Origin of the sequence: Ensifer sp. ENS07, from assembly GCF_014852185.1 — a bacterium.
GTDB lineage: Bacteria > Pseudomonadota > Alphaproteobacteria > Rhizobiales > Rhizobiaceae > Ensifer > Ensifer adhaerens.
On the sequence record NZ_JACVBE010000001.1, the window covers coordinates 502,689 to 528,028 of the forward strand.

General features: G+C 63.2%; 27 protein-coding genes. 9 read left to right on the forward strand and 18 right to left on the reverse strand.

Translation table 11 applies throughout. The annotated features are described in order from the left end of the window. Positions 1–80: 80 nt before the first annotated feature. The 5 genes from IB277_RS02425 to IB277_RS02445 form a co-directional block, all read right to left on the reverse strand. Positions 81–956 carry an alpha/beta fold hydrolase gene (locus IB277_RS02425; RefSeq protein ID WP_090294700.1) on the reverse strand — a complete coding sequence of 292 codons (876 nt, stop codon included), beginning with the start codon at positions 954–956 and terminating at the stop codon, positions 81–83. A gap of 229 nt (positions 957–1,185) precedes the next feature. Then, entirely contained in the window at positions 1,186–1,653 is a 468-nt protein-coding gene (locus IB277_RS02430; protein WP_110818474.1) for a hypothetical protein, read from the reverse strand. Positions 1,654–1,757: 104 nt separating this feature from the next. Beyond that, positions 1,758–4,091 (reverse strand): glucose/quinate/shikimate family membrane-bound PQQ-dependent dehydrogenase, encoded by a 2,334-nt coding sequence (locus IB277_RS02435; protein ID WP_210336561.1) that lies wholly within the window; start codon positions 4,089–4,091, stop codon positions 1,758–1,760. 424 nt (positions 4,092–4,515) lie between these two features. Beyond that, positions 4,516–6,021, reverse strand: coding sequence for a YdiU family protein (locus IB277_RS02440; RefSeq protein ID WP_110818473.1), 1,506 nt, complete (start codon positions 6,019–6,021; stop codon positions 4,516–4,518). Positions 6,022–6,173: 152 nt separating this feature from the next. Continuing rightward, positions 6,174–7,130, reverse strand: a complete 957-nt coding sequence (locus tag IB277_RS02445) for a homocysteine S-methyltransferase family protein (protein ID WP_060584283.1) — start codon at positions 7,128–7,130, stop codon at positions 6,174–6,176. Between the two features lie 238 nt (positions 7,131–7,368). On the opposite strand from IB277_RS02445, the gene IB277_RS02450 reads away from it, so the two are divergent. Continuing rightward, the gene (locus IB277_RS02450; RefSeq protein ID WP_034789290.1) at positions 7,369–7,983 is read left to right on the forward strand and encodes a TetR/AcrR family transcriptional regulator; all 615 of its coding nucleotides are present in this window, start codon (positions 7,369–7,371) and stop codon (positions 7,981–7,983) included. Positions 7,984–8,040: 57 nt separating this feature from the next. Here IB277_RS02450 and IB277_RS02455 read toward each other — a convergent pair whose 3' ends face one another. From IB277_RS02455 to gstA, 5 genes are all read right to left on the reverse strand, one after another. Further along, positions 8,041–8,559, reverse strand: a complete 519-nt coding sequence (locus IB277_RS02455; RefSeq protein ID WP_060516230.1) for a DUF1697 domain-containing protein — start codon at positions 8,557–8,559, stop codon at positions 8,041–8,043. Positions 8,560–8,629: 70 nt separating this feature from the next. Beyond that, positions 8,630–10,738, reverse strand: a complete 2,109-nt coding sequence (locus IB277_RS02460; RefSeq protein ID WP_034789294.1) for a S9 family peptidase — start codon at positions 10,736–10,738, stop codon at positions 8,630–8,632. Positions 10,739–10,885: 147 nt separating this feature from the next. Further along, complete coding sequence (locus IB277_RS02465) at positions 10,886–11,098, reverse strand: 4-oxalocrotonate tautomerase family protein (protein ID WP_060516229.1); 213 nt, start codon at positions 11,096–11,098, stop codon at positions 10,886–10,888. 9 nt (positions 11,099–11,107) lie between these two features. Beyond that, positions 11,108–11,503 carry a nuclear transport factor 2 family protein gene (locus tag IB277_RS02470; protein WP_034789298.1) on the reverse strand — a complete coding sequence of 132 codons (396 nt, stop codon included), beginning with the start codon at positions 11,501–11,503 and terminating at the stop codon, positions 11,108–11,110. Next, positions 11,500–12,117, reverse strand: a complete 618-nt coding sequence (gene gstA / locus IB277_RS02475; protein ID WP_371813559.1) for a glutathione transferase GstA — start codon at positions 12,115–12,117, stop codon at positions 11,500–11,502. The genes IB277_RS02470 and gstA overlap by 4 nt, the downstream gene beginning before the upstream one ends. Before the next feature lie 134 nt (positions 12,118–12,251). Between gstA and IB277_RS02480 the strand changes: the two genes are divergently transcribed. Continuing rightward, positions 12,252–12,683: a helix-turn-helix domain-containing protein gene (locus IB277_RS02480; RefSeq protein WP_051659156.1), complete on the forward strand. Its 432-nt coding sequence runs from the start codon at positions 12,252–12,254 to the stop codon at positions 12,681–12,683. Here IB277_RS02480 and IB277_RS02485 read toward each other — a convergent pair. Beyond that, on the reverse strand, positions 12,643–13,575 hold the full coding sequence (locus tag IB277_RS02485) for a LysR family transcriptional regulator (RefSeq protein ID WP_090294693.1): 933 nt from the start codon (positions 13,573–13,575) through the stop codon (positions 12,643–12,645). The genes IB277_RS02480 and IB277_RS02485 overlap by 41 nt on opposite strands. Before the next feature lie 135 nt (positions 13,576–13,710). Here IB277_RS02485 and IB277_RS02490 point away from each other — a divergent pair, with 135 nt between their 5' ends. The 3 genes from IB277_RS02490 (at position 13,711) to IB277_RS02500 (ending at position 15,384) form a co-directional block, all read left to right on the forward strand. After that, positions 13,711–13,983, forward strand: coding sequence for a DUF2798 domain-containing protein (locus IB277_RS02490; RefSeq protein WP_060516228.1), 273 nt, complete (start codon positions 13,711–13,713; stop codon positions 13,981–13,983). 164 nt (positions 13,984–14,147) lie between these two features. After that, the gene (locus IB277_RS02495; protein ID WP_090294691.1) at positions 14,148–14,513 is read left to right on the forward strand and encodes a hypothetical protein; all 366 of its coding nucleotides are present in this window, start codon (positions 14,148–14,150) and stop codon (positions 14,511–14,513) included. A gap of 112 nt (positions 14,514–14,625) precedes the next feature. After that, positions 14,626–15,384: a class I SAM-dependent methyltransferase gene (locus IB277_RS02500; protein WP_192370708.1), complete on the forward strand. Its 759-nt coding sequence runs from the start codon at positions 14,626–14,628 to the stop codon at positions 15,382–15,384. A gap of 64 nt (positions 15,385–15,448) precedes the next feature. On the opposite strand, the gene IB277_RS02505 is transcribed toward IB277_RS02500, so the two are convergent. Further along, on the reverse strand, positions 15,449–17,608 hold the full coding sequence (locus tag IB277_RS02505; protein ID WP_162731932.1) for an inverse autotransporter beta domain-containing protein: 2,160 nt from the start codon (positions 17,606–17,608) through the stop codon (positions 15,449–15,451). A 166-nt stretch (positions 17,609–17,774) separates the two neighbouring features. Then, entirely contained in the window at positions 17,775–18,614 is an 840-nt protein-coding gene (locus IB277_RS02510; protein WP_110818470.1) for an SDR family oxidoreductase, read from the reverse strand. Between the two features lie 118 nt (positions 18,615–18,732). Between IB277_RS02510 and IB277_RS02515 the strand changes: the two genes are divergently transcribed. Beyond that, complete coding sequence (locus IB277_RS02515; RefSeq protein ID WP_371813560.1) at positions 18,733–19,101, forward strand: winged helix-turn-helix transcriptional regulator; 369 nt, start codon at positions 18,733–18,735, stop codon at positions 19,099–19,101. Positions 19,102–19,162: 61 nt separating this feature from the next. On the opposite strand, the gene IB277_RS02520 is transcribed toward IB277_RS02515, so the two are convergent. Further along, positions 19,163–20,041: a VOC family protein gene (locus IB277_RS02520; RefSeq protein WP_090294683.1), complete on the reverse strand. Its 879-nt coding sequence runs from the start codon at positions 20,039–20,041 to the stop codon at positions 19,163–19,165. 300 nt (positions 20,042–20,341) lie between these two features. Between IB277_RS02520 and IB277_RS02525 the strand changes: the two genes are divergently transcribed. Both IB277_RS02525 and IB277_RS02530 read left to right on the forward strand, forming a co-directional pair. Continuing rightward, on the forward strand, positions 20,342–20,764 hold the full coding sequence (locus IB277_RS02525) for a universal stress protein (protein WP_029742913.1): 423 nt from the start codon (positions 20,342–20,344) through the stop codon (positions 20,762–20,764). Positions 20,765–20,829: 65 nt separating this feature from the next. Then, positions 20,830–21,174, forward strand: coding sequence for a TraR/DksA C4-type zinc finger protein (locus IB277_RS02530; protein ID WP_029742914.1), 345 nt, complete (start codon positions 20,830–20,832; stop codon positions 21,172–21,174). Between the two features lie 2 nt (positions 21,175–21,176). Here IB277_RS02530 and IB277_RS02535 read toward each other — a convergent pair whose 3' ends face one another. Continuing rightward, the gene (locus IB277_RS02535; RefSeq protein WP_090294680.1) at positions 21,177–21,647 is read right to left on the reverse strand and encodes a GNAT family N-acetyltransferase; all 471 of its coding nucleotides are present in this window, start codon (positions 21,645–21,647) and stop codon (positions 21,177–21,179) included. Positions 21,648–21,890: 243 nt separating this feature from the next. On the opposite strand from IB277_RS02535, the gene IB277_RS02540 reads away from it, so the two are divergent. Beyond that, on the forward strand, positions 21,891–22,547 hold the full coding sequence (locus IB277_RS02540) for a hemolysin III family protein (RefSeq protein WP_029742916.1): 657 nt from the start codon (positions 21,891–21,893) through the stop codon (positions 22,545–22,547). 7 nt (positions 22,548–22,554) lie between these two features. Here the strand turns inward: IB277_RS02540 and IB277_RS02545 are convergent, their stop codons facing one another. The 3 genes from IB277_RS02545 to IB277_RS02555 form a co-directional block, all read right to left on the reverse strand. After that, positions 22,555–23,079, reverse strand: a complete 525-nt coding sequence (locus tag IB277_RS02545; protein WP_060604052.1) for a hypothetical protein — start codon at positions 23,077–23,079, stop codon at positions 22,555–22,557. Between the two features lie 106 nt (positions 23,080–23,185). Beyond that, positions 23,186–23,593, reverse strand: a complete 408-nt coding sequence (msrB, locus tag IB277_RS02550; RefSeq protein ID WP_034789321.1) for a peptide-methionine (R)-S-oxide reductase MsrB — start codon at positions 23,591–23,593, stop codon at positions 23,186–23,188. A gap of 85 nt (positions 23,594–23,678) precedes the next feature. Next, on the reverse strand, positions 23,679–25,271 hold the full coding sequence (locus tag IB277_RS02555) for an EAL domain-containing protein (protein WP_244546711.1): 1,593 nt from the start codon (positions 25,269–25,271) through the stop codon (positions 23,679–23,681). Positions 25,272–25,340: the final 69 nt, after the last annotated feature.

The window sequence follows — 25,340 nt, forward strand, 5'->3', positions numbered from 1 at the left end:
CGACCAAGTGTCAATGGTTGGGAAGGGGAGGGGCCGGTCTCGGCCCCTCTGAATGCTGGACGCTGCGAGGGCGGCTTGTCCTAGCCGCGGTCGTTTTCGAGGAACGAGAGCAGGGCTTCGTCGAAGAGATCGCTTTCTTCCAGCTGCGGCGTATGCCCGCTCTGTTCGAAGAGCCGCACCGTCAGGTCCGTGAAGTCCGCCCGGTACTCGTCCCAGCTGAAGGCCGGGGCGACGAGATAGTCCGAGCGGCCGAGCGCAAGCAGGACCGGCGCTGCCAGCCTGTTCAAACCCTTGCGGATATCGATATCGCGAAAGACCTCGCCCCAGAGATGGTCGAATACCGCGTTGTTGACAGTGACATCTCGCCAAAGAGGCGTTGCGTCGAAGTCCGGCTGATGCCAGCTCTTCGCGCCGAGCCGGATCAGCAGGGCTTTGAAACGTTCCTCAGGCCGCGCCGTGATGTCGTCGCCAAGCTTGGCCATCTCCCGTGCGAAGATCGCTTTTCGGGCCGGCGACACTGTTTCTTCCCAGATCCGGTCGGCGAGCGCCATATGACGAGCCGAATGGCTCGGACCGGTGCCGACCATGATCGCGTGGCTGACGCGCTCCGGGTGCCGCTTGGCATATTCGAGGGCCATATAGCCATGGCCGGAGTGTCCGAGAATGGCGAAGCGTTCGAGCCCCAGATGCGCCCGCATTCGCTCGATATCATCGAGCACCGTCTCGAAGCCGATGTCGCCAACGGCATAGTTGGTCCGCGCCGGTGCGAAGCCGCGGTGGTCGATGAAGATCAGCCGCAACTTCTCGCGAAGCGCTTGGGAGAAGGTGCGGGGGTAGTAGGCGGCGCTGCCGATGACGAGCAGCGGCGTGCCACTGCCTTCGATCCTATAGCCGAGGTCGAAGGGGCCGGCGCCAAGGCTGCCGGCTTCGGAAACAAATCCGTCTTTGGTGGTCATGAGGATGATCCTAGCGATGGCCGGTGAACGGTCATGTCCGTGTCAGGACGTTCAGGCGGCCGAAAAAAAGCCATGCCAAAAACCGCCGAAGGGCGGCTGTGGCGTCGGTCGTTTTCTGCCGGCGAACGTCGCTAACGGATCAGGCGCATGGATCTTGGTCCTCTTTGGAGGATCGCTGGATATCATCGATTGTCCGACCGAGACAAGCCGATCGGCGCAAACCGCCCTCTCAGGGGATGTCGTCGCCGCCGTTGGCGAGATCGGCGGTCGCCACGTCGCGCTGCTGCTCGACACCCATCGCGCGCTCGACAGCCTTGCGGATCTCTTCCTCGGCGGCCTGCCGCTGCTCGGGGGGCATCTCCTTGAGATCCGCTTCGGTCAGGCCCATCGCCTTGAGGACCTGTTCGCGGATTTTCTCAACCAGGCTCTTCTTCGCTTCCTTCAGCAACTCGTCGCTGACCGAACCGTCCGAGGCCGCAGGGCCTTCTTTGGCGGAAATCGAAGCCGTGCTCTCGCCGTCGCGCGCCGCCGTCATCCACAGCGCGTTGGAAAGGGCGTTCGAGGTCGAAGGCGGCGCGATCGTCGGGGCCTGGCGCGGGCGCGCATCACCGCCGCTCTCCTCGATCGGCGCGATAGTGCCCGCCTGCTGGCGGCGCTGGGAGAAGTAGTAGTTCGAAATGCTGTTGTCGATCTTCATGGGAATCCCCCGGAATCTGTCGTCCGGGGGAAGCTGCTGTCGCGGGCTTGCGCGGAGCTTACTTTTGCAACCTTCTAGCGAGAATTAGGGATGCTTCGCGCGCGTCAAGGCAGAGTGTAGGCGATGATGTAGTCACCGGGCCTGGTGCCGACCGAGCCGTGGCCGCCGGCAACGATCAGCACGTATTGCTTGTCGCCGACCGCATAGCTCATCGGCGTCGACTGGCCGCCGGCGGGAAGGCGCGCCTCCCAGAGCTGGCGTCCGGTCGTGAGGTCATAGGCGCGCAGATAATCGTCGACAGCGGCACCCAGGAAGGCGACGCCCCCCTTGGTGATCATCGGCCCGCCGATGCCCGGTACGCCGACCTTGAACGGCAGCGGCAACGGCGTCATGTCCTCGACTGTGCCGTTCTTGTGCTTGTAGGCGATCTTGCCGGTCCTGAGATCGGCTCCAGCGACGTAACCCCACGGCGGCGCCTGGCAGGGAATGCCGAGCGGTCCAAGGAAGGGGCCCATGAAGACGCCATAGGGCGCTCCATCGTTGCGATTGAGCCCTTGCTCCGACCCCTTCTCGTCCTGGCCCTTCGGCGGCACCTGGTCGCGGGGCACGAGACGCGAGGTGAAGGCGAGATAGGTCGGCATGCCGAACATCACCTGCCGCTCCGGATCGATCGCGACGGAACCCCAGTTGAAGGTGCCGAAGTTGCCGGGATAGACGAGCGTGCCCTCGATCGACGGCGGCGTGTAGCGTCCCTCATATTTCAGCGAGCGGAACGCGATGCGGCAGGCAAGCTGGTCGAACAGCGTGACGCCCCACATGTCTTTTTCCTGCAGCGGTGCAGGCATGAAGGTGAGGCCGGAGACCGGCTGGGTCGGGGCGGTGAAGTCCTCGGGGATCGCGCCACCCGGCGCCTGCACCTCCTCGACCGGGATGATCGGTTCGCCGCTCCTGCGGTCGAGCACGTAGATGTCGCCCTGTTTCGTCGGTCCGACCAAAGCTGGCACGACGGTGCCGTCCTCCTTGGTGATGTCAAGCAGCGCCGGCTGCGCCGGCACGTCCATGTCCCAGAGGTCGTGATGTACGCTCTGGCGAACCCAGCGCACCGCGCCTGAATTGATGTCGAGCGCGACGATCGAGGAGGAATATTTCTCGACGTGTTCGCTGCGGCCCATGCCGAGCTGGTCGGGCACCTGGTTGCCCATGGGGATGTAGACGAGGCCGAGACCCTCGTCATAGCTGAAGACCGACCAGCTGTTCGGCGAGTTGGTGGTGTAGGTCTGGCCTTCGGGGAGCGGTGCCGTCACATCAGGGTTGCCGCTGTCCCAGTTCCAGATCAGAGCACCGGTGTTGATGTCGAACGCGCGGATGACGCCGGACTGTTCCTGGGTGGAATAGTTGTCGTTGACCGCACCGCCGATGATCAGCTTGCCGGCGACGGCAACCGGCGGCGACGTCGAATAATAGTAACCGGCCGGGTTGTATTTCATGCCCGTTTCGAGATGCAGGACGCCATTGTCGGCAAAGCTGGTGCAGACGGACCCCGTCGCCGCATCGAGCGCGATCAACCGCGCGTCGGAGGTCGGAAGGTACACCCGTTCGGTGCAGGGGCTGCCCGGGGCTGCAGCCGGGTCGGCCCAATAGGTAACGCCGCGGCAGGTCTGGTGCTGGCGGTCCGGGTTCATGCCCGAGTTGCTGTCATATTTCCATTTCTCTTCGCCGGTTGCCGCATCGAGCGCGATCGCCCAGTTGTGCGGTGTGCAGGCATAGAGCGTGTCTTTGATCTTGAGCGGCGTCACCTGATAGGTCGTCTCGCCCACGTCGTCGGGTCTCTTGATGTCGCCGGTCTGATATTGCCAGGCAACCCTCAGCCCCCCGACATTCTCAGGCGTGATCTGATCGAGCGGCGAATAGCGCTGGCCGAAGGCGGTGCGCCCGTACTGGTGCCATTCGCCCGGCGGTACCGAGCCGCCGAGCGGTGGATTTTCAGCGACGACATCGCTCGGCAGATCGCCGCGTATGTCGTGCGGGTCCTGCATGATCGCGTAGCCCGCGACACCGACCGATACCAGCACCGCAAATGCCAGCGGCCAGCCACTCACGGCATAACGCTCGCCCGTCGGGCTTTCGAAGCCGAGCGGTCGGCGCACGGCCGGCAACAGCAGCCAGAGCCCCAGAAGGACGATGACGCCGCCACGCGGGCCAAGCTGCCACCACTCGAACCCGACCTCAGACACCGCCCAGCCGAGCGAGCCCAGGATCATGAACGCATAGAGCCAGATCGCCGCCGATTTCCGCATGAACAGCAGCACCGCCGTCAACAGGAAGCCGATGCCGATTGCGAGGTAATAGGGGCTGCCGCCAAGCATCAGCAGCTTGGCGCCGCCGCCGCCAAGCGCGAGGCCGATGATTGCAAAGACGATGGCCGTCAGAACGAGCATGATGGGAACTCCCGCATCGAAGAACGGTGCAGTGGCACGGTTCTTTCCATTGCGGCGGTCCGTCGCCGGGACCGCGTGAGACAGGTGGCTTCGAAGCGGCGGTCGCAAGCCTGTCGCGGCCGCCCGGTCAGGGAAGGCGCAGAGCGCCTGTCCTGTTAGCACCTAACGCGCCGTCTCTGCCTTTCAATAGCCACATTCCGCAACGCGGAAATATTCGCAGGCCCGCAATAAAGTTGCGGTCAAGGCGACCGAACGTGGACGACCGGTGCGTTTAAGCGCCGCTGGCGGCGCGTTGGCTGAGGGCAGCCAGGTGCCCGTCCCCGCGTAAAAACAGCGGCATAGAACGATTTGATGAATCGGCCTGGCAGCAGAAGCGCAAGGCCGCGGAAATACGGCTCACCGGAATGCCGCATTCCCGAGACGGCTATGTGCCGCAGAAGGTGCGCTGGACTTCCTCTCCCGGGCTCGGCGGAGCCTGGTAGCGGGCAAACTGCGGCTGGTCGGTATAGGGGTTGGCGGTAACTTCGACCAGGGCCTCAAAGAGCGAGAAGTCCGCATCCTCGGTCGCGGCCGCGATCGCCTCTTCGATCCGGTGGTTACGCGGAATAAAGGCCGGGTTGACCGCCATCATGGCGGTCGCGCGTTCATCCGCCGTCGCCTTCTCGCGGCTGAGACGCTGACGCCACTCTTGCAGCCACGGCCCGATTGCCCCGGTAGAGGCAAAGGTCGAGGCGAGTGCGGCATCGGCGGCCGGGTCGCGGGCGCTGTCGCACAGCCGCCGGAAGGTGAGGGTGAAATCCGCTTCCCCCTGATGCATGGCCGTCAGCAGCGCCTGCAACAGGTCGAGATCTCCCTTTTCGCTCATGGCCAATCCGATCTTGCGCCGCATGCCATCCAGCCAGTGGCGCTGGAAGATCGCGCCGTACTCGCCGAGCGCATCATTGGCCAGTTCCACCGCAGTATCCTGGTTGTCGTCGAAGAGCGGCACCAGGGTTTCTGCCAGGCGCGCCAGGTTCCATTGCCCGATCGCCGGCTGGCTCGCATAGGCATAACGACCGATCTGATCGATCGAGGAAAACACCTTCTTGGGATCATAGGCATCGAGGAAGGCGCAAGGGCCGAAGTCGATCGTCTCGCCCGAGATCGTCATGTTGTCGGTGTTCATCACACCATGGATGAAGCCGACATGCAGCCAGCGCGCAATCAGCTCCGCCTGGCGCGCGGTCACCGCCTTGTAGAAGGCAAGATAGGGCCGTTCAGCGTCCCTGACCTCAGGGTAGTGGCGATCGATCGCGTAGTCGGCAAGCACCTTCACCGACTCCATATCGCCGCGCGCCGCGAAAAATTGGAACGTGCCGACGCGCATATGGCTTGCCGCGACCCGCGTGACGATGGCACCCGGCAGGATCTGTTCGCGATAGACCGGTTGCCCGGTGACGACGGCGGCAAGCGCCCGTGTCGTCGGAATGCCGAGCGCGTACATCGCCTCGCTGACGATGTACTCGCGCAAGACTGGACCGAGTGCCGCGCGCCCGTCGCCGCGCCGTGAGAAGGGGGTCTGGCCCGGTCCTTTGAGCTGGATGTCGCGCCGCTTCCCGTTGCGGTCGATCACCTCGCCAAGGAGGATCGCCCGGCCATCGCCGAGTTGCGGCACGAAGGTGCCGAACTGGTGGCCGGCATAAGCCATGGCAAGCGGATCGGCACCGGCGGGAAGGCGGTTGCCCGAAAAGATCTCGGCGCCCTCGCGTTCGAGCGTCGCCACGTCGAGACCGAGCTCCTCGGCCAATGGCTTGTTGAGCTTGATCAGCCAGGGCTCCGCCACCGGAGTGGGCGCGACGCGCGCGAAGAACTGCTGCGGCAGGCGCGCGTAGCTGTTGTCGAAGGCAAAGGCTTCGGCATTTCCGGTCGGCGAGGGGGGAACGTAATTCATGACAGGGCGGTCAACGGCCTTTGCCGGGATGTCCGGCTGCCGTCCTTTCCGTTCAAGTCTACACAAACACTGTGGCTTTCGCGAGGGTGTCGACGAGAAGGCGCCCTCCCGCAATTGCTTGCGAGAGGGCCGGGAGGGCGAGGCCCCGCGCCTCAGGCGCTAAGCGCCGTCGGTGGAAGGCAGGCCTCGCAGATTGCCGCGATGTGGCGATGGTCGGTGCCGCAGCAACCGCCAAGAATGCGCAATCGTGGCAAATGCGTCGTCAGTGTTCGATAACGCTGGCCGAGGTCGAGGGGATCCCCGGCATCCAGGATTTCGCTGTTGTCGAGCTCGGCATGGCTCATCCTGGAAGCGTTGGCTCGGATACCGGCAATGCGCTGCGCCCAGGCGCTCCCTGTATCGAGGCTGGTCTCGAAATGATCGGGGTGGGCACAGTTGATCATGTAGTAGTGCGGATAGCCGCCGGTCGCCGCATCAACGGTCTCGATCGCGGCCTGAAGGGTTCGGCCGTCTGGGAGCCGGCCGTCGGTTTCCACCGTGAAGGCAATCGAGCAGGGCATGCCATGGCTCTGGGCGGCCCGGGCAATGCCGGTCGCCTCGTCGATGCTGGTCAGCGTATAGGCGCCGACGATATCGGCGTCACTGGCGGCAAAGGCGGAGATCTGTGGTCCGTGATAATCCTCGGCCTCATCCGCGCTCATGCGGCCCAGGCGATAGCCGTCGCCGCGCGGCCCGATGGCGCCGCTAAGCACGATCGGCGCTTGCGGACGTTCGTACTCGGCGCGCAGTTCCGCCAGCATGTAGATGGCGTTCTGGTTGACCTCGGCCAGGGCCGCGGCGTCATAGCCGAGCTTCACGCCCCAATCGGCGCTGGCGCGCCAGGTGGGTGTGTCGAGCACGAAGCCGGTGCCGTGCTGCTGTGCAATTGCGAGATATCGCTTGTAGTAGTCGAGCAAGCGCCGGCGCCCGTCCGCCGTCGAAATGAGCACGAAGGCGGCAAAATGCGGGAGGGAGATGCCCTCATGAAAGATCAGCGTCGTTTCGATGCCACCGTCACTCAGGAACAGTCCACCCTTCAAGAGCGGCAGGCTGCGTCTGTATTTGGCCATATCGGTCTCCACCGGTTCAGTCTTGGCTGAAGGGCCCGCGGATGCCTCCAACACCGCAGAACCAAGTAAATTTCTGCCTTATGATCATCTTCTAAACTAGACGACTTGCGGTATACTATTGCTAATATACTAAATTAGTGTCGAAAAATCAGTGACTTACTGGCTTGCAGCCGCCGCTGCGCTAGGAGCTGGCCGCCGAGTAATTGCTGGAAACCGTACCAATGGTAGGGAGCAGCTAATGCGAAAGGGTGAGGAAACGCGCGCCAGAATCCTCGACGTCGCCGAGGCGGCGGTGCTTGCCAAGGGTTTCGGCGCGACTTCGATCGACGAGCTGATCGCCGAGACCGGCATCACCAAGAGCGGATTCTTCTACCATTTCCGCGACAAGAACGAACTCGCGCGGGCTCTGCTCGAGCGCTACATCGAGAACGACGAGCGCATCTACGACGAGATCTTCGGCCGCGCCCATCAATTGTCAGACGACCCGCTGCAGGCTTTTCTTCTGGGACTGAAGATGCTGTCGGAAATTCTCGCTGACCTGCCGAACGGCCATCCCGGCTGCCTGGTCGCGGTCATGTGCACGCAGGAGCGTGCTTTCGATCGCGAGATCCAGGAGATCAACCGGCAGGCGGCGCTGATGTGGCGTCGGCGTTTCGGCACGATGTTCGAGGCGATCATGCAAGTCTACCGGCCACGCGAGCCGCTCGACGTCGACCAGCTGGCCGATATGGTTTCGACCGTGCTTGAAGGCGGCATCATCCTGTCGAAGGCGCTGAAGCAGCCTGAAAGCCTGCCGCAGCAGCTGCTCGTGCTCCGATCCTTCGTCCGGCTGCTGTTCCAGCCGGCAGCCTGAGCAATTCCAGGAAAAGTGTGGCGCGGTTTTCCGTCCGGAATGGCGCCTTGCGGTGCGTCAACCTTCCATCTCAAGCGCCAAGGCAGCAAGCTTGCGCACCGTGTTGAGGTTGCGCGCGGTGCCTGGCTTGGCGGCCGGCAGCTTGAACTTCGAACGGCCGGAGCCGTTCGGGAAGTGGATATAGATCTCAGCTCCGGCAACCTGGGCTTCTTCGCCATCGGGTGCCACGAGTTTGTCGAGCGCGTCTGATGGTGCCGGCTCGCGCAGGAAAACGACAAGCAGCAGATTGGGCTTGGCGTCCGGGAAGGGGGCCTGATCGGCGATCGCCTGCAATTGCGCGCCGGTCCTGATCATCACGCCTGGCGCCTTACCGAGCTTTTCCTGAAGTGCGCTGTCCAGCATTGCCGCCGCGTCTGCCGCCGGCAGATCGGAGCGGAACAGCACGTTGCCGCTCTGGATGTAGGTCTTGACGTCGGCAAAGCCGAGCCCCTCGCAGATCGCCTTGAGGTCGGCCATTGGAAGCGATCCCGTACCACCGACATTGACGGCTCGCAGCAGGGCGACGTGGACGGGCATGGCGGGACCTTTCACATCAGGTGGCAATGGGATGAGAAAAACGCAAACAGGTTTCCTCATCCCGATCCGTTTACATCTTGCCGGCGACCTTGATGGCAAAGGCGTATTCGAAGGCGATCTCCTCGAGCCGCTGGAAGCGACCCGAAGCGCCGCCATGGCCGGCGTCCATGTTCGTCTTCAACAGGATCGGCGCGCTGCCCGTCGTCTTCTCGCGCAGCCGCGCGACCCACTTCGCCGGCTCCCAATAGGTGACGCGCGGATCGGTGAGACCGCCGAGTGCCAGGATCGCGGGATAGGACTTCGCCTCGACATTGTCGTAGGGCGAGTAGCCGGCGATGATGTCGTAGAACTCGCGGCTCTCGATCGGGTTGCCCCATTCCGGCCATTCCGGCGGGGTCAGGGGCAGGGTGTCGTCGAGCATGGTGTTGAGCACGTCGACGAAGGGTACGGCCGCGATAACGCCGGTGAACTTCTCCGGCGCCATATTGGCGATCGCGCCCATGAGCATGCCGCCGGCGGAGCCGCCTTCTGCGACGATCTTCGCGTAGGACGTGAACTTCTGTTGATTCAGATAGTCAGCGGCCGCTATGAAATCCTTGAAGGTATTGGTCTTCTTGGCCATCTTGCCGTCTTCGTACCAGGCAAAGCCGCGATCCTTGCCGCCGCGGATATGGGCGATGGCATAGACGAAGCCGCGATCGGCCAGCGACAGGCAATTGGTGTTGAAGCCGGCCGGAATGGTGATGCCATAGGCGCCATAGCCATAGAGCAGGCAGGGCGCCGAACCGTCGAGCGGCGTGTCCTTGCGGTAAAGCAGCGTCACCGGCACTTCGGTGCCATCCCAGGACGGCGCGAAGACGCGGCGGGTGACATAGTCGTCCGGGTTGTGGCCCGAAGGCACTTCCTGGGTTTTCAAGAGCGTGCGCGCGCGCGTCGCCATGTCGTAGTCGAAGAGCTGCGACGGCGTGGTCATCGACGAGTAGGAGAAGCGGATGACGTCGGTGTCGTATTCGGCAGCACCGGAAAGGCCGAGCGAATAGGCCTCTTCGGCAAAGGCGATCGCGTGCTCTTCGCCGGTCTTGCGGTCGCGGATGACGATCTCCGGCAGGCCTTCGCGGCGCTGCAGCCAGACGAGGTGGCGGGCATAGGCCATGTGGCTGAGGATCAGTGTGCCGGGCTTATGCGGCACCACCTCGCGCCAATTCTCCTTGCCCGGTGCCGTGACCGGCGCTTCGACGATCTTGAAGTCCTTGGCGCCGTCGGCATTGGTGAGGATGTAGAAGACGTCGCCGCCTTCGGTCATCGCGTATTCGAGCCCGGTGACGCGCTCGGCGACGAGCTTCGGCTCAGCCGTCAGATCCTTTGTCGAGAGCAGTCGGTATTCGCTCGTCTCGTGATCGTGGATGTCGATGTAGATGAAATCGTCGAGCAGCGAGCCGCCGACCGACATGAAGAAGCCGGGATCCGTCTCCTCGAAGACCAGCCGGTCGTCGGTCTGGGCGGTGCCGAGGATATGGTGGAAGATCTTCGACGGGCGGTGGTTGTCGTCGAGCACTGTGTAGAAGAAGCTCTTGCCATCGGGCGCCCAGGCGCCGCCGCCGCCGGTGTTCTCGATCACGTCTGCCAGGTCTTCGCCCGTTGCGAGGTCGCGCACCCGAAGCGTGAAATACTCCGAACCCTTGTCGTCATAGCCCCAGATGCCGAGGCTATGGTCGGTCGAATGGTCGAGCCCGCCAAGGCGGAAATAGGCCTTGCCTTCGGCTTCCTTGTCGCCGTCGAGCAGCAATTGCCGGATCGCCTCGTCCTTGTGGTCGCCGTCACGGGGAATGCGGAAGTAACGCGGCTGCTCGCCGCCGGTGACATAGGCATGGCCGTAGGCGAAGGGACCGTCCTTGACCGGGATCGAGCTGTCGTCCTCCTTGATCCGGCCGCGCATCTCGGCAAACAGCGTCTTCTGAAGAGCCTTGGTGTCATCCATCGCCGCGTTCATGTAGGCGTTTTCGGCCTCCAGATGCTTGCGGATATCAGGATCGAGGATCGAGGGATCCTTGAACATCGCCTGCCAATTGTCCGCGCGCAGCCAGGCATAGTCGTCGGTGCGGGTAATGCCGTGGCGCGTGTCGCTGACCGGCTTCTTTGCGGCGACGGGAGCTTTGGGGAGGTTGCTGAATACGGACAAGATACGTCTCCGGGATCAATGCGGCGGGAGACAATGAGATAGAGACCCTGTCGAAAGCGATCAAGCGCAATCGAGCTACGCGCGGATCACCGCGGCATCGGGTGGGCTGCTGCCCCTTCCATCGTGGTGGGTAGGGGCAGCGTGTTGCTACGATTTTTCGCCGACCTTTCGCCGGTACGCATCAACCGGCAATCCACCGACGCCCCAGTCTTCGAGCGCCACTTCGTCGATGACAACGAAGGTGGTGGCCGGATCCTTGTTGAGCACGGTGTGAAGCAGATCGGTGACGCCCTTGATCAGGGTTGCTTTCTGCTCGGGGGTTGCACCCTCGCGGGTTATCTTGATGTTTACGTAGGGCACAAGCTTCTCCTATTGCGCGGATGCGATGTCGTAATGGAAGACCTTGGCGATGATCTGCCAGCGGCCGTCAAGAAAGACCAGGGACAAAAAGTCGGTGAAGGCCTTCTCGCCGATGGCGCATTGCACCTTGGCAAATGCGGTTACGGGGCCTGCGAACTCAATGGAAAGAATACGGTCGATGCGCGCTTCGTCTCGGCTTTCGGGCGAGGGACGTTTTTCGACGATCGGAAAGTACCTGTTCATGTCGAGTTCGAGCAGGGTTCCGTCCGTTGCGGTGGCATAGAGCGCCTTCGGGTGGAAGACTTGCCTGAGAATGTCGGTGTCGCTGCGATAGAGCCCGTCGAAGTAGCGTTGCAGGACGTGGACGATGGCTGCGAACTGCGGATCCTTCGGTGACGCGCTCATGCCGCGACCAGGCCTTCCGCCTGCATTGCGCTGCGCACGGCAGGACGTGTGCCGATCCGTTGCATGTAGGCTGCGAGATGCGGCCATTGCGTGAGCGCGATCCCGGTGCCGCTGCTCCAGTTGACGACCGTGAAGAGATAGGCGTCGGCGACGGAGAAGACCTCCCCGAGCAGGTAAGGGCGCCCGTCCGCGAGCAGGCTTTCGACATGGGTCAAGCGTTTCGCCACCTGCAGCGTGGCTGCCTCCTTTGCATCGGGGGATGCGGTCGGGTCGAACAGCGGCGAGAAGGCCTTGTGCAGTTCCGATGAGATGAAGTTCAACTGTTCCTGAAGGCGGGTGCGCGCCAGCGTGCCGTTTTCAGGCGCAAGTTTCGCCGCCGGAAAGCGATCGGCGATGTACTGCACCACAGCAGCACCTTCGGTAACGACCTCGCCGCTTTCCAGCACCAGCGCCGGTACGTAGCCCTTGGGGTTGACCGCCTTGTAATCCGCACCGGTCTCGGTGCGATGAGTCTTGGTATCGACCCGGACGATCTCGAAATCGGCACCGGCCTCGTGCAGGCTGATATGGGGGGAAAGCGGACAGGCGCCGGGGGCGTAATAGAGCTTCATCATCTGGTTCCTTCTGAAATGATTGTCCGTTTGTCGAGGACGGCGGAACCTAAGCGGAAGCGGTAACCTTTGTATATCAGATAACCTTATGTTACCTCCCTTTCCGGTTTCCCCGCGGTAACTGGAAAGTTTTGCCCATGAGCTTGAAAATTCGGAAAAATCGGGCCGCGGCCTTGCCGCCGAACTGCCCGGTCGGCGAGTGCATGGTGCTACTCGGCGGCGCATGGACGCCGAACATCCTCTGGTCCTTGAGCGCCGGGCCGCGCCGCTTCAGCGAACTGAGGATCGACGTGCCCGGTATTTCGGCAAAGGTGCTGAGCACTCGGTTGAAGGAACTTGAGGAGAAGGGTGCTGTCGAGCGGCGGATCATGCCGACGTCGCCGCCTTCCGTGGAATACAGCCTCAGTGAGCTCGGCGCGGAGTTCATCCCGGCCATCCATGCCATCGTCGAGGTCGGCTATCGGCTGAAGCAGCGGCGAGGCGTCGAGGTCGTGCGCAAGGAAACGGCTGCCGCTCCGGTCCCGGTCACTACCAGCGCCCCTTCAGGCTCTGCACCGCATGCTCGATGAACGCGCGCACCTTCGGCGTTTGCGCCTGGCGGTCGGCAAAGCAGGCATAGAAATCGAAGGGCTCGTGGTCGGTGCTGGCCAATCCCTCCTGCGGCAGTTCGCCGAACAGCGGCACCACCAGCCCGCGTTCGATCAGCGGCGCTGCGATGAAGGCGCCGAGCCGGGTGATGCCGGCGCCGGCGATCGCCATCTCGGCGAGCGTGTCGATATCGTTGCTGACGATCGTCGCCTTCAGTTCCGGCTCGAAGCGCAGGCCGTCGCGGGTAAACGCCCAGCGAAAGATCCGGCCATGCCCCGCATAGCGGTAGACCAGGCAATCGTGGTGCACGAGATCTTCCGGTTGCTGCGGGCGGCCGCGTCGCTCCAGATAGGAGGGGGCTGCACAGATGATCATCGGCACGGAGGCAAGCTTGCGGGCAATCAGCCCCTGTTCGAGCTGCAGACCGAAGCGCACGCTGATGTCGATGCCTTCGCCGATATGATCGATCTCGCGGTCGGTGACGACGAGCTCGATCGAGACATCCGGATACCGGGCGGCGAAGGAGGGAACGAGCGGCGCCACCACATGGCGGCCAAAGGCGACGGATGAGGCGATCTTGAGCGGCCCGCGCGGCTCGGTGCTGAGTGCCGAAACGGCGGCGGCTGCAAGCTCCAGCTCGTGTACGACGCCGCGCACCCTCTCGTAGTAAATCCGCCCGCTCTCGGTCAGGCCCAACTGGCGCGTGGTGCGGCTGAGCAGCCGGCTGCCGAGCGTTCGCTCCAGGCGGGCGATGTTCTGGCTCGCGGAAGCGGGTGTAATCCCGAGCTTTCGTGCCGCCGCGGCGATGCTGCCTTCCTCGACGCTCCTGACGAAACTCTCGACGCCGCGCAAAGTGTCCATAATCCAAACCATCGAATAGAAACATCCATTCGATGGTTTTGCCTGTTTCTGAACAAGGCTGCAATGGCCTACCTGGCTGCGACGCGATCCGTATAGTGCGGCCAGAAACGAGGGGGTGGTCCCCTCGATCAAACCAGGAGACTTCTGATGGAAGACACCCTATCGGCGCCGCGGCTCGCGCGCAGCCGCAAGCTACCGCCGCGTGCGGCCCCCGTTGCCTTCGCCTTCTTCATGTCGGCGATCATGGCGTTCCTGATGTGCTGCGTCATCGTCGGCGTCAACACCGGCATCGACGCCGGCTACCCGGCCCGCGTGCTCGGTTCCTACGCGCTCGCCATGCCCGTCGCCTTCGTCTGCGTGCTCATGGTCCGCCCCGTGGTCGCGCGGCTGGTCGGCGTCGTCTGCCGCCTGCCGGGCTGACAAGACCCCGTCCCGGAAAACCGGGGCGGGCGGCATGCCCACGTCGTCATGGGATAAGGGGCGCTCTCGTCGTGAATCCATTCAGTTGCAATTCAGCCGAGGGGTCGCATTCTGTTTTCTGCCGCAACGACTGGCGGTCTGATCAAGGGGCAATGGAGATGGGCATGTTGAACAAGCTGGTGCAGGCGGCCATTCTGGCCGGGTCGCTCTCCACCGCACTTCCCGCTACCGCAAGCACGTTCGCCGCCTGGGAAGTGTCCGGGGTCGACTGGAACGACGTACTCAACGCGCGCGCCTGGCCATCCTCCTCCTCGGCGATCCGCGCCGGCTATCCCAACGGCACGAAACTGCAGATGACCGGCCGCTGCATGAACGGTGTCGATCTCAAGCGCATCGCCCGCTGGTCGGCTTCGGCCCAGCGCCAGGCCGTGCGGGCCACCTGGTGCCAGATTTGGCACGATCCGCAGCGCAGTGGAAACTGGCAGGAGGGCTGGGTTTACGGCAAGTTCATCCGGCCGGCGCGCTTCTGACACGTTTGGGCGGTGACGATAAAGCGTCGGCGTGGCTGGCAAACAACAGCCCTGGTCGCATACTCCCGTATAAAGCACAGCGTTGCTTTGTTTTATCGGGAGCAGAGGTATCGTGAACAATACCTATGGCAGACTTGCCTCTCATGTTTATAATTTAGACAAATATATTGGTAAGTCTTTCGGCGACATCGAGTATTATCGGCAGAGGCTCGAGGGCTATCGTGGGCCGATCCTCGAACCAGCCGTCGGCAACGGCCGAGCGCTGATCCCGTTGCTGGAGGCCGGTTTCGATGTCTGCGGGTTTGATGCCTCGCAGGACATGCTCGACTATTGTCTCGCCCAATGCGCCGGCCGCGACTTGGCGCCGGCCCTGTCTCGCCAGACCTTCGAGACCTTCACCTATGCAAAGCGCTTCGATGCGATTGTCGTGCCCACCGGTTCGTTGCAGCTGATCGCCGACCATGCAGCGGCATCAGCCGTGCTGAAGCGCTTTTACGATCACCTGGCGCCGGGTGGTCGATTGATCTTCGATCTTTACCCGGGCGACATGGTCGCCGACCTGCAGCCGAATATCCGCAGCTGGCAAACGGAGGCGGGCGACGTTTTGACCCTGACCAGCCAGCGGGTGAAGACCGACATCCTCGGCCAGACGACCGTTTCGCACCTGCGCTACGACCTCTGGCAAGAGGGACGGCTGGCGTCGAGCGAGCTCGAATTCTTCACCATGCGCTGGTGGGGCGTTCAGGAAATGGCACTGACGCTGCAGGCAGCCGGTTTCGCCGATATCGTCGTTTCCGGCGATTATGCCTTCGGTAGAGTTCCACGAGATGGTGACCACGTGGTCACCTTCGAATGCCGACGCCCGGTATAGATCGCGCGGCGAAGCAAACCGGACAAAAGAGCCACGCCCGGTCGCCCGGGCGTGGCTTCGGTTATCAGCGGCAACGGGCCGCGGCGTTGCCCTGATCGAGCTTCACGCCGTTGACGGTCAGCACCGAACCCGGCGACTGGGTAATCGTCCCGGCCGACCAGCCGTTGTCGAGCAGGCAATCCTTCGGCGTGTTGCTCACGCTGACATTGCCGACGATGTCTTCGGTCGGGCCCGAGAAGTAGAGGCCCGCCTTGCCGGCTTTGTCGACGGTCATGTTCTTCAGCACGACGTCGCGCACCGGTCCTCCAAGGAACTCGAACTCGTTGCCGTAGATGAAGGCGCCATAGGTGCCGGCATTCGTTACCTTGACGTCCTCGAGCGAAATCCCGGAGACGGGATTGAAGAAGATGCCGGCGTTGCGGGTACCGTCGACGGTCAGTCCCTTGACGTTGACGTTGGTGGTCGTCGCATCGAGGTTCGGGCTCGAGACCAGCATCAGACCGTTGATGCCGCCAAAGAGCCGCATGTTGTTGATCGCGACGTTGGAGGTGCCCTGCAGCACAACGAGATCCATGTCCCGGTCCTGCTTGGCATTGTCGACCGTTACACGGTTGAGCCTGACATCCTTGCCGGCGACGAGCAGCACGCCTTCGCGGCGGGAGTTGCTGATCGTCACGTTGTCGAGCGTGACGTTCTGCGTGCCGGTGACCAGTTCGTAGTCTGTCCGTCCGACCTTCCTGAACTCGCCGCCGGCAAAGACCCCATAGGTGACCTTGTCGATGACAGTGTCGCGCACCGTCACGTTTCGGCTGCCGACGGAGCTGACGGCGGCATAGGGCGCCTTGTTGGGGTTGTAGATCGAGAATTCGCAGGTCGTGTTGTTCTCGCAAATGTAGAGGTCGTGGATGCGGCTGTCCTGAACCAGTGCGCCATTAACGCGCGTGAAGCGAATGCCGTCGTGGTTGGTGGCGGCAATGTCGACCTTGTCGACGGTGACATCTGCGGCGTTCGTGGCCGAAATGCCGGCTAGGCCGCCGCGGACCGAAAGCGACGAGATGGTGCTGCCCGACGCCATGGCAATCACGTCCTGGGCCGGGTTGTAGCCGGTGATCGTGGTGGCCGCACCCTGATTGACGAAGGTTGCGGTCGCGCCGCTGCGCGCGCCGCTAACGGCAATTGCGCCGCCGCCGCCAAGGAGTGTCTGGCCGTTGCCGAGCGCGAGTGTGCGGTCGAGACCGAGGTTGCCGTCCGCGAGGATCAGCGCGTCGGCGCCGGCAGCCCCGATCAGGGCGTTGATGTCGGAGGCATTGCCGGAAGCCGAGGAAACGGTCACCACCCGGCCGGCGTTACGGCCGGTGCCGGCAAGCTGCGCGGCCTCGACATCGCCGGTGGCGCCCGCATGGGTGCGGATGCGGGTGGCGCGCTCGACACGCTGGGTCATCGGATCGAAGGCGTCGGCGGTCGAGCCGGTCGCGCCGAACGGGATGCGCAGCCGTGCCATGACGGCGCCCTTCAGCTTGTCCTCGTTGTCATAGGTGCCGGTCACGCCGAGCGAGACGGTCGATCCCTCGGAAAGGCCCGGCAAGTCGGCAAAGGTCAGTTCCGCACGCAGCTTGGCGCCGAACATGTCGCCGAGGTTGCGGCCGCCATACCAGTAGCTGCCGCCGAAAACCTTCAGCTGAACGTTGGAGTCTTCCGCAAAGACAGGCAGGCGCCCGCCGATTTCGGCGTCGATGCCGCGTCGCGCCCGTTCCTTGCCTTCCTGGAGGACGAGCACGTGGTCGCGCACATAGGCGGCATTGAAGGCGCTCAGCGTCTTGGCGCCGGTCAAAGGCAGATAGAAGTTGCTGCGCATTTCGAGGTCACCGCTGAGCGCCTCGAAGCCGAAGGACAGCTGGCTGAAGGCGTTGCCGTGGTCGCTCTTCAGATAGTCGTAGTAGCCGTAGCCGCCGATGACCCATTGGTCGTTGGCACGGAACCGATAGCCCACGCCGACGGAGCCCTGGCGGACGGAATCGTTGGCAATGGCCCCGCGTGTATCGATGAAAATCGCATCGCCCGAATCGAGCACGAAGGGGAGGAAAAAGCCGCCGCCGGCAGCTGACCCGCCGCTGAAGAAGCCGCCTTCGATTTCCGCCTGCGGACGAAAATCCACCGCCAGCGCGGGGCTCGAAAGAAGGGTGCTGCTCGCCAGGGCAGCCGCAAGAAAATTCTTATTTTTCATATTATTAACTCCGCATGAATGCGACCTTGGGCGAGGCCGATTGGGCATGCGGTTAAAATATGTGAGTATAATACTCAAGTTTATTGATCGGTTGTCTGGGAACTATCCAGCGGCGTGTTGACGCAGGCCGCCCGCGCGGGAACGAGCGGCCATCGTCCGGGTTCGGTCAGGCCCTGAGAGCCTCGGCATTGTCCTTGGCGTAGGTTTCCAGGCTACGCGGCTCGTGGCCTGTCAATATCTTTACGTCGCCGGTAGGGTTTGCCACCCAGCCTTCGCGCACGGGATGGAAGATCGACGCGAGGAAGCGGGCGTAGTCCTCGGGCACCCCGGCGCCGACCAGCACGCCGACGAAGGTCTCGTCATCGACAGGCGTGTAGGCGATGGGCTTAACGGTCACGCGTGACAGGATCGCTGCCGCCTCGCCGTAGCTCAGCGCTTCCGGCCCGGTGAGGTTGAAGGCGCGGCCGTTGAAGGCTTCGCTGGTCAACGCTGCCACGATGCTTTCGGCAATGTCGCGTGTATCGATGAAGCTCGTCTTGCCTTCGGCCGCCGGAACCGCGATCGCGCCGTGGCGGATACCCTCGATCCAGTAGCTCTGGAAATTGTCGGAGAACCAGTTTGGCCGGAGGATGACGAAGGGTGTTCCGGTTTTCTCGAGCTGCAGCTCAAGTTGGCGATAGGGGATGTTGTCGTCCGCATCGACGCCGATGACGGTCATCAGCACGACCTTGATGCCGCGCGCGGCAGCGGCGGCCATGATCGGTCCGACCAGCCCGACCGGGTCGAGATATCCCGCCGGTGTCAGAACGAACAGGCGGTCGACGCCGTCGAGCGCCGGGCCAAAGGTCGTGGCATCCTCGTAGTCGAAGGCGACGGCTTCCGCGCCATCAACGGCTGTCGCCTTTCGGGACGCAGCCCTGACCGTTTCGCCACGCGCGACCAGCGCCCGTACCACCTTGCTGCCGATCGTCCCGTTCGATCCAAGAACCAGAATCTTGCCTGCCATCACCGTTCTCCTAAGTATCCAAATGAAACCATGTTGCGGATGGACACTGGATATTGGTCCGGGAAAATGCTGTAAAGGAGGCAGTTTTTGGTGACATGGTTTCCGCTCGGAAACCGCGATGGGGTGCCCGATGGAGTACGACGTCTATATCCAGACCTGTCCGACCCGCCTGGTGCTGGACAGGCTTGCCGACAAATGGGCCGTGCTGGTGCTTGGAAAGCTCGATGAACAGCCGGTGCGCTTCAACCAGTTGAAGCGCGAGATCGACGGCATCTCGCAGAAGGTGCTGTCGCAGACCCTGAAGAAGCTGGAGCGGGACGGGCTCGTCAGCCGCAGCGTCTTTGCGACGGTGCCGGTGACCGTGGAATATGCGATCACGCCGCTCGGTCGCACGCTGACCTCGACGGTCGCGGCGCTGACGCGCTGGGCGGAGGAGAACATCGAGGCTGTGCTGCAAGCCCAGCAAAAATACGACCGCAGCACCTGAGGCGGCTGCGGCCGGCAAGTTTGCCACTGGCGCAAAGGCGCCTGTGGCCTGGGAGAGAGGATCAGGCGACGAGCTTGAGGCCGATGCCCCAGGGGTCGACGAGGCTTTGGCCATTGCCGTTGCGGCTGACAGCGATTTCCAGCGTATCGAGCTTCGCGAGCGCCGCTGTGAGCTCGCCCGGCTCCTTGTACTGGATCGTATAATCCGAAAGTCCGGTCATGTGGCCTTCGCGCTTCGGCGCACCCCGCGAGTTCCAGATATTGGCGGCGACGTGATGGTGGTACTTGCCCGCGCCGAAGAAGCTCGCGCCGGGATAGCGTGCCATCAGCCCCAGGCCCAGCACGTCGCGGAAGAAAGCATCGGCCTGAGGAATATCGGACACCTGCAGATGGATATGGCCGATGGCCGTCCCGTCCGCCATGCCGCCCCAATTGTCCTTGGGTGCTTCGTCGTAGAGCGCCTGCAGATCGAGCGGCAGCGTATCCATGCCGACGGTCCCATCCGGCTTAAACGTCCATTCGCTCCGCGGCCGGTCGCGATAGACTTCGATGCCGTTGCCTTCCGGATCGGCGAGGTAAATCGCCTCGCTGACCAGGTGGTCGGACGCGCCCTGCAGCCTGATATTGTTGTGCGCGATATGGGCGAGCCAGCGGCCGAGTTCTTCGCGGCTCGGAACAAGAAAGGCGTTGTGGAAGAGGCCAGGCGTGTTGCGTGGCGCCCGCGCGGCGTTGCCTTCGGTCGTCAGGGTCAGCAGCGGGTGGCCATTGACGCCCAGCGTCTCGCCGCTCTTGCTCGCTTCGATCGGGCTCAGGCCCATGATCTTCTGATACCAGGCGGACACGGCCGGCAGATCCTGGACGACCAGATGCGCATGCTCGACATGCGCGGGCATGGCAAGCGCATGGTCGGTTGGCATGTCGAAAGTCTCCTGCGAGGTCATGTCTGTCTCCTTGGCATCGAAGCTACGGCCGGTTCGCCGTTTCAGTTTCATCGAAACTGTTGGGAATATGGGCCGCCTCGTTCGTTCACGGAAGCCTGTCAGTCACTTGATGTTGTGTTCGACGCGCGTTGACAGTGGTTGTCGTCGCCCTACCTCATTTCGAGTGGGGCCATGCGCGCGCAGCGCTTTCGATTTGATTTCAATCAAAGCCGAAGATGCCGTCGAGGCGCAATCTTGAGACGAGGGATTGGCCTGTGGCAACAGCCTGGCGATCCGCGTGGGCAACAGAAGGAGTACAGCATGTACAAGAAGATCATCGTCCCGATTGCCATGGATCAGCTCGAACACGGCGAGTCCGTGCTCGGCATTGCCGAAAAGCTGATCGATGAGGGGGGCGAGATTATCCTGCTGAACGTCGTCGAGGATCTGAACGCCTATGCGCAAGGCTACATGATCGTGGATTTCCCGCTGGAAATGGTCGAGGAATCCCGAAAGCAGGCGTTAAAGACGCTCGAGGCGCTCAAAACCAAGCATGGGATCAAGGGCCGCATCGAAATCCGCACCGGCGGGGCCGCCGGCACCATTAACGCCCTTGCCAGCGAAGAAAACGCCGATCTCGTCATCATCGCGTCCCATCGGCCGGGCCTCATCGACTACTTCATCGGATCGACGGCAAGCCGGGTCGTCAGCCATTGCCCCTGCGCCGTTCTCGTCGACCGGTAAGCCACGAACAACAAGAGCGCATGCGGCGCGAGACCTTCGCGCCGCCACCGCCAAGGAGTCTTCAGATGGACAAACATGGGCTTGACGACTTTCACGACCGCCTGACACGCCGCAAGGCGGAGCTGCAGGGGCGTCTGGTCAGGATCGAGCACGATCTCGATGAGCCGATGAACGCTGATGTCCCGGACCGGGTGACCGAGCGGGAAGGGGACGAGGTTCTCGAAGGCCTTGGTCTTGCGGGCCAGGAGGAGATCCGTGCGATCGATGCCGCGCTCGATCGGATCGCCGCCGGCACCTTCGGAACCTGCGTGCGCTGCGGCCTGCCGATTTCGGCGGCGCGCCTGCAGGCTGTGCCTCATGCGCCACTATGTCAGGAGTGCGCGGCCGAGGTCGCCCGCGGCGGGCGTTGACGTCAGGCGGTCGGACCGCTCCCCAAATCCACTTTCAGTCGGGGAAGGAACCGCCCGGGGATCACGCTCGACGCGACGACCCCGTCATCGATTGCCCCCATGCGGCGGTAAAAGTCGGCAGCGCCGGGATCCGCATCGATCGTCATGACCATTGCGCCGCGCTTGCGGGCGGCTGCGACGCACCAGTCGAAAAGCTGCCGGCCAATGCCTGCCGCCCGTGCTTCCGGCTCGATGAACAGCTTGTCCAGTTCAACCACCTGTCCGCTCCCGCGGACCTGCGCCAGACCGAGGATGCGCTCGCCCTCCATGGCGACCTGAAGCTCCGAATCCATCCAGTCGTCGGCTGTGAGCGTCAAAGCCGCCCGGCATGCCTCAAGGAAGGCGGCGTCATAACCCCAAACGGCCTTTGATCGCACGCAGAGGTCGCTGAGCGCGGCCGCCTGATCCGGCTGAGGGCTACGCAAGACTGACATGATGATCCTCCCGATCGCATCCTTCGGCCGTTCATGTGGTCATCGCCGTGGCCTTCGGCAAGTCTCCCGTCAAACTTCTCAGACCGGTCATGCGATTGTTGTAATGCGTTGCAAAAGTTGATGCTTTTGCCACGTCCCTGCTTCTTTGCCGCGGCGCGGCCTTGTGGCAGGATGGTGGAAACGTTGCGGTGCGATGGGGCATGCGCGCCGCCGGAGAAGAAAAGGCTCGGGGAGAGGGAAGACGTGGAATTCGCAGGCGTCAAATGGAACTATGACCGTTCGGAACTGATTGCCGACGGCATCGTTCACGGCATCGGCCTGGCGGCTGCCTTGGTTGGCGTGACCGCGCTGATCTTCTACGCAACGCTGTGGAGCACGACCGGCCAGCTTGCCGCCGCCGCCGTCTATGGCGCGGGACTGCTCGCGACGCTCTCGATCTCGTTTCTTTACAACCTCTATCCGGTTTCGCGCACCAAGTGGTTCCTGCGCCGCTTCGACCACTCCTCGATCTTCGTACTGATCGCCGCGACCTATACGCCCTTCCTGCAGCGCGGCCTCGATGATCCCTTCCTGTTCGTGATGCTGATCGGCATCTGGGCGATCGCCGGCCTGGGCGTCGCCATCAAGTGCTTCTTCCCGGGCCGCTTCGACCGGCTGGCGATCCTGCTCTATCTCGCCATGGGATGGAGCGGCGTGCTCGCGGTCGGCCCGCTGCTGTCGGCGCTGACGGCAACGACGCTCGTGCTGATCCTGATCGGCGGCATCATCTATTCTGCCGGCGTGATCTTCCATGTGTGGGAAAAGCTGCGCTTCCAGAACGCCATCTGGCATGGCTTCGTCGTAACCGGAGCGGCGGTACACTATTCGGCCGTGCTGACCTGTTTCAGCGCCGCGTCCTGAGCGGCGATCAGTTTGGCGCTTCGCCGGCGGCCGCGGCGACCGGTGGATGCTGGCAACCTTCTGAAGGTCTCAGCGCCTCTGCCATGCGCGAAATCACGCCATCGAAGCTGGTGAGCCGGGTCTTGCGGTACTGCAGGCGGAAATAGGCGGCGCTGCCGTCACAGAGCGCGATCGCCCGGGTATAGAACACTTCGTCACCGCGCGCGCCCGAGAAACTCGCCCAGGCGGCCGTCACACGCGAATAGGAAATCCGCCAGTCACCCTCCCGCTCGTAGCCCATGCGGTCGTTGACGTCGGTCTCGAAGTCACCGTCCATGAGCGTGCTGCCAAAGACCGAAAGGGTCGCGCCGTTGTCGTTGGCGTGAAAACTCGCGCCATCGCCATTGTCGCCCTGGCTCTGCAGCTCGAAACCGGGAGGAATGTCGAGCACGTAGCCAAAGCGGGCGTTGGCGTAGGGAACCCAGTCTTCGGCCGCCGCCGCTGTGAGGGCGGAGGGAAGCAGCAATGCGAGTGCTGTCAGGATGCGTAGCATGCGGACCTCCTCTCGCTTGCTCGATCTATAGCTTCTAGCGCGGCTGGCGCCATGGGACCGTTCCCGGCGGAACAGCATCCCATGCCACTCCTTCCGCGCCCCGGTGTCAATCCTCGGTAAACGTCATCGCATGGCCGTTCAGGCAGTAGCGCAGCCCCGTCGGCGGCGGGCCGTCGGGAAAGACGTGGCCGAGATGCGCATCGCAATCGGCGCAGCGGATTTCCGTGCGCACCATGAAGTGGGAGCGGTCCTCGATCTCGCGGATCGCCTGATCGTCGACCGCGGCGAAGTAGCTCGGCCAACCGCACCCGGAATCGAACTTGGTGTCGGAGCGGAACAACGCCCGGCCGCAACAGACGCATTCGTAGGTGCCCGTCTGTTTGTTGTTGAGGAACGGACCAGTGAACGGACGCTCGGTGCCCTGCTGTCGCGTGATGCGATACTGCTCCGGCGAGAGCTGTGCCCGCCATTCCGCATCGGTTTTCACCACTTTCGGCGTCTTTACGGTCGTCATGAACGTCTCCTGTCGTTGCCGCGACTATATAGGAATGCAGGACCGCGCGCGCAAACATCACCAGGCCGCGTCCGCGTGAAGGGCCTCAAGCGATTTCGCGGCGGATCACCGCCGGCCCGGCCCCGAGCCTGCGTTTGCTGTCATTGTAGAAGGCAATGAACTCGGCCGCCGGCAGCGCCTTGGAGAACAGCCAGCCCTGGCCGTATTGCACGCCGCGCCCAATGAGATAGTCGGCCTGTTCCTGCCGCTCGATCCCCTCGGCAACGATGTAGAGATCGAGCGAATTGGCGATGTCGATGATATGCGGCGTGATCGAGCTGGTGGCCGAATCGGTGCCGACCGTATCGATGAACGACTTGTCGATCTTCAGCGCATCGAGCGGTAGCTCCTGCAGGTATTGCAGGCTCGAATAGCCGGTGCCGAAGTCGTCGATAGCCACGGAGTGGCCACGCCGGCGCGCCTCCTCGATCGTCGCCCGGGCGGATTTGACGTCCATGAAGCCGCGTTCGGTTGCCTCCAGCCAGATCTGTTCTGTAAGCACGCCGGTGTTTCGAAGCGCCGCCTCCATTACCGGCAGGATGCGTCCGGATTTCAGGTCGTCGGCGGCGAGGTTGATCGCGATGTGCAGCGAGCGGTCGGCGACGAGCACGCTCTTCAATTCGGCGATCATCGCAATGAGGACCTGATCGGTGATTTCCTCGATCAGTCCGTTTTCTTCCGCAAGAGGGATGAAGAGATCTGGCCGGACCATCTGCCCATCGGGGCGCCGCCATCGCACCAACGCCTCCGCGCCGACGCAGATGCCGCTCTTGAGCTCGATCAGCGGCTGGTAGTGCACAATGAACTCGCGCCGCTGCACGGCAATCGAAAGCTCGCCAAGCGGCGACAGACGACGCCGGGATAGCCAGACGACAAGCCCGACCATCAGCGCCGCGACCAGCGCCCCGACTGGCAGGAGCAGCAGGCGTTCCCGATCCATGTCGCTGAGAATGGCGATGCTGGGCGCAGTGGCAACGGCGATCCAGTCGGCGTCCCGTGATGTTGCAAACAGGTCCTCGGCATTGCTGCCGGTCTTCGGAAGATCGGCGAGCCGTTCCGTCAGCGACGGGTCAGGATCGTTGAGGGTGCTGACCAGCACGCCGTTTTTGGTGGCGACAGCAAGCCGGGTGCCGGGCTCGGCGATCACGTCGACGAACCGGACCGGGTTGGTCAGCACCGTGTAGGAGCGATACCGGAACGCCGTCATGGGCGCGCCGGTGCTGATTGTCGGATACATCCGCGGGATGACTTCGACGCCGTTGCTCGCAAAGAAATCGGCAGGCGGCGAGCGGGTGAGCCGACGCGGCGGGTAACCCCACGAGGTGCATCTGAGCAACCCGTTCTCGAAGTAGCCGATATCCTCGATGGCGGTCGTGTTGACGACGAGGGAGCGCAAGGCTGCGATATGCGTGGCCATGCATGGCGGCATGTCGAACCGGTCGGCCGTCTTCAGCGCCCGGGACGCTTCTCCGAGCGCGGCGTCTGCGCGCATGATGGCATAGTCGGCCAGGCGGGCGAGCCGGGCCTGTTCGCCGCGCACGGCGATCGACCAGGAAAGATAGTAGGCCGCAAGCATCGGCAGGATCGCGCCGAGGGCGGCCAGGATACTGGCGATGACGACTATGCGAGATCGTTCCAAGCGGGTCCCGCCCTATTCGAGATAGTGATGTTCTGTTCCGTGCCTGTCGTTATCGATACTGAAGCGGGC

What these genes read in the sequence shown, in the direction of transcription:
- IB277_RS02425 (WP_090294700.1), bottom strand. Translation starts at nt 956, where the DNA reads ATGACCACCAAAGACGGATTTGTTTCCGAAGCCGGCAGCCTTGGCGCC.
- IB277_RS02430 (WP_110818474.1), bottom strand. Translation starts at nt 1,653, where the DNA reads ATGAAGATCGACAACAGCATTTCGAACTACTACTTCTCCCAGCGCCGC.
- IB277_RS02435 (WP_210336561.1), bottom strand. Translation starts at nt 4,091, where the DNA reads ATGCTCGTTCTGACGGCCATCGTCTTTGCAATCATCGGCCTCGCGCTT.
- IB277_RS02440 (WP_110818473.1), bottom strand. Translation starts at nt 6,021, where the DNA reads ATGAATTACGTTCCCCCCTCGCCGACCGGAAATGCCGAAGCCTTTGCC.
- IB277_RS02445 (WP_060584283.1), bottom strand. Translation starts at nt 7,130, where the DNA reads ATGGCCAAATACAGACGCAGCCTGCCGCTCTTGAAGGGTGGACTGTTC.
- IB277_RS02450 (WP_034789290.1), top strand. Translation starts at nt 7,369, where the DNA reads ATGCGAAAGGGTGAGGAAACGCGCGCCAGAATCCTCGACGTCGCCGAG.
- IB277_RS02455 (WP_060516230.1), bottom strand. Translation starts at nt 8,559, where the DNA reads ATGCCCGTCCACGTCGCCCTGCTGCGAGCCGTCAATGTCGGTGGTACG.
- IB277_RS02470 (WP_034789298.1), bottom strand. Translation starts at nt 11,503, where the DNA reads ATGAGCGCGTCACCGAAGGATCCGCAGTTCGCAGCCATCGTCCACGTC.
- gstA (WP_371813559.1), bottom strand. Translation starts at nt 12,117, where the DNA reads ATGATGAAGCTCTATTACGCCCCCGGCGCCTGTCCGCTTTCCCCCCAT.
- IB277_RS02480 (WP_051659156.1), top strand. Translation starts at nt 12,252, where the DNA reads ATGAGCTTGAAAATTCGGAAAAATCGGGCCGCGGCCTTGCCGCCGAAC.
- IB277_RS02485 (WP_090294693.1), bottom strand. Translation starts at nt 13,575, where the DNA reads ATGGTTTGGATTATGGACACTTTGCGCGGCGTCGAGAGTTTCGTCAGG.
- IB277_RS02490 (WP_060516228.1), top strand. Translation starts at nt 13,711, where the DNA reads ATGGAAGACACCCTATCGGCGCCGCGGCTCGCGCGCAGCCGCAAGCTA.
- IB277_RS02495 (WP_090294691.1), top strand. Translation starts at nt 14,148, where the DNA reads ATGTTGAACAAGCTGGTGCAGGCGGCCATTCTGGCCGGGTCGCTCTCC.
- IB277_RS02505 (WP_162731932.1), bottom strand. Translation starts at nt 17,608, where the DNA reads ATGAAAAATAAGAATTTTCTTGCGGCTGCCCTGGCGAGCAGCACCCTT.
- IB277_RS02510 (WP_110818470.1), bottom strand. Translation starts at nt 18,614, where the DNA reads ATGGCAGGCAAGATTCTGGTTCTTGGATCGAACGGGACGATCGGCAGC.
- IB277_RS02515 (WP_371813560.1), top strand. Translation starts at nt 18,733, where the DNA reads ATGGGGTGCCCGATGGAGTACGACGTCTATATCCAGACCTGTCCGACC.
- IB277_RS02520 (WP_090294683.1), bottom strand. Translation starts at nt 20,041, where the DNA reads ATGACCTCGCAGGAGACTTTCGACATGCCAACCGACCATGCGCTTGCC.
- IB277_RS02525 (WP_029742913.1), top strand. Translation starts at nt 20,342, where the DNA reads ATGTACAAGAAGATCATCGTCCCGATTGCCATGGATCAGCTCGAACAC.
- IB277_RS02530 (WP_029742914.1), top strand. Translation starts at nt 20,830, where the DNA reads ATGGACAAACATGGGCTTGACGACTTTCACGACCGCCTGACACGCCGC.
- IB277_RS02535 (WP_090294680.1), bottom strand. Translation starts at nt 21,647, where the DNA reads ATGTCAGTCTTGCGTAGCCCTCAGCCGGATCAGGCGGCCGCGCTCAGC.
- IB277_RS02545 (WP_060604052.1), bottom strand. Translation starts at nt 23,079, where the DNA reads ATGCTACGCATCCTGACAGCACTCGCATTGCTGCTTCCCTCCGCCCTC.
- msrB (WP_034789321.1), bottom strand. Translation starts at nt 23,593, where the DNA reads ATGACGACCGTAAAGACGCCGAAAGTGGTGAAAACCGATGCGGAATGG.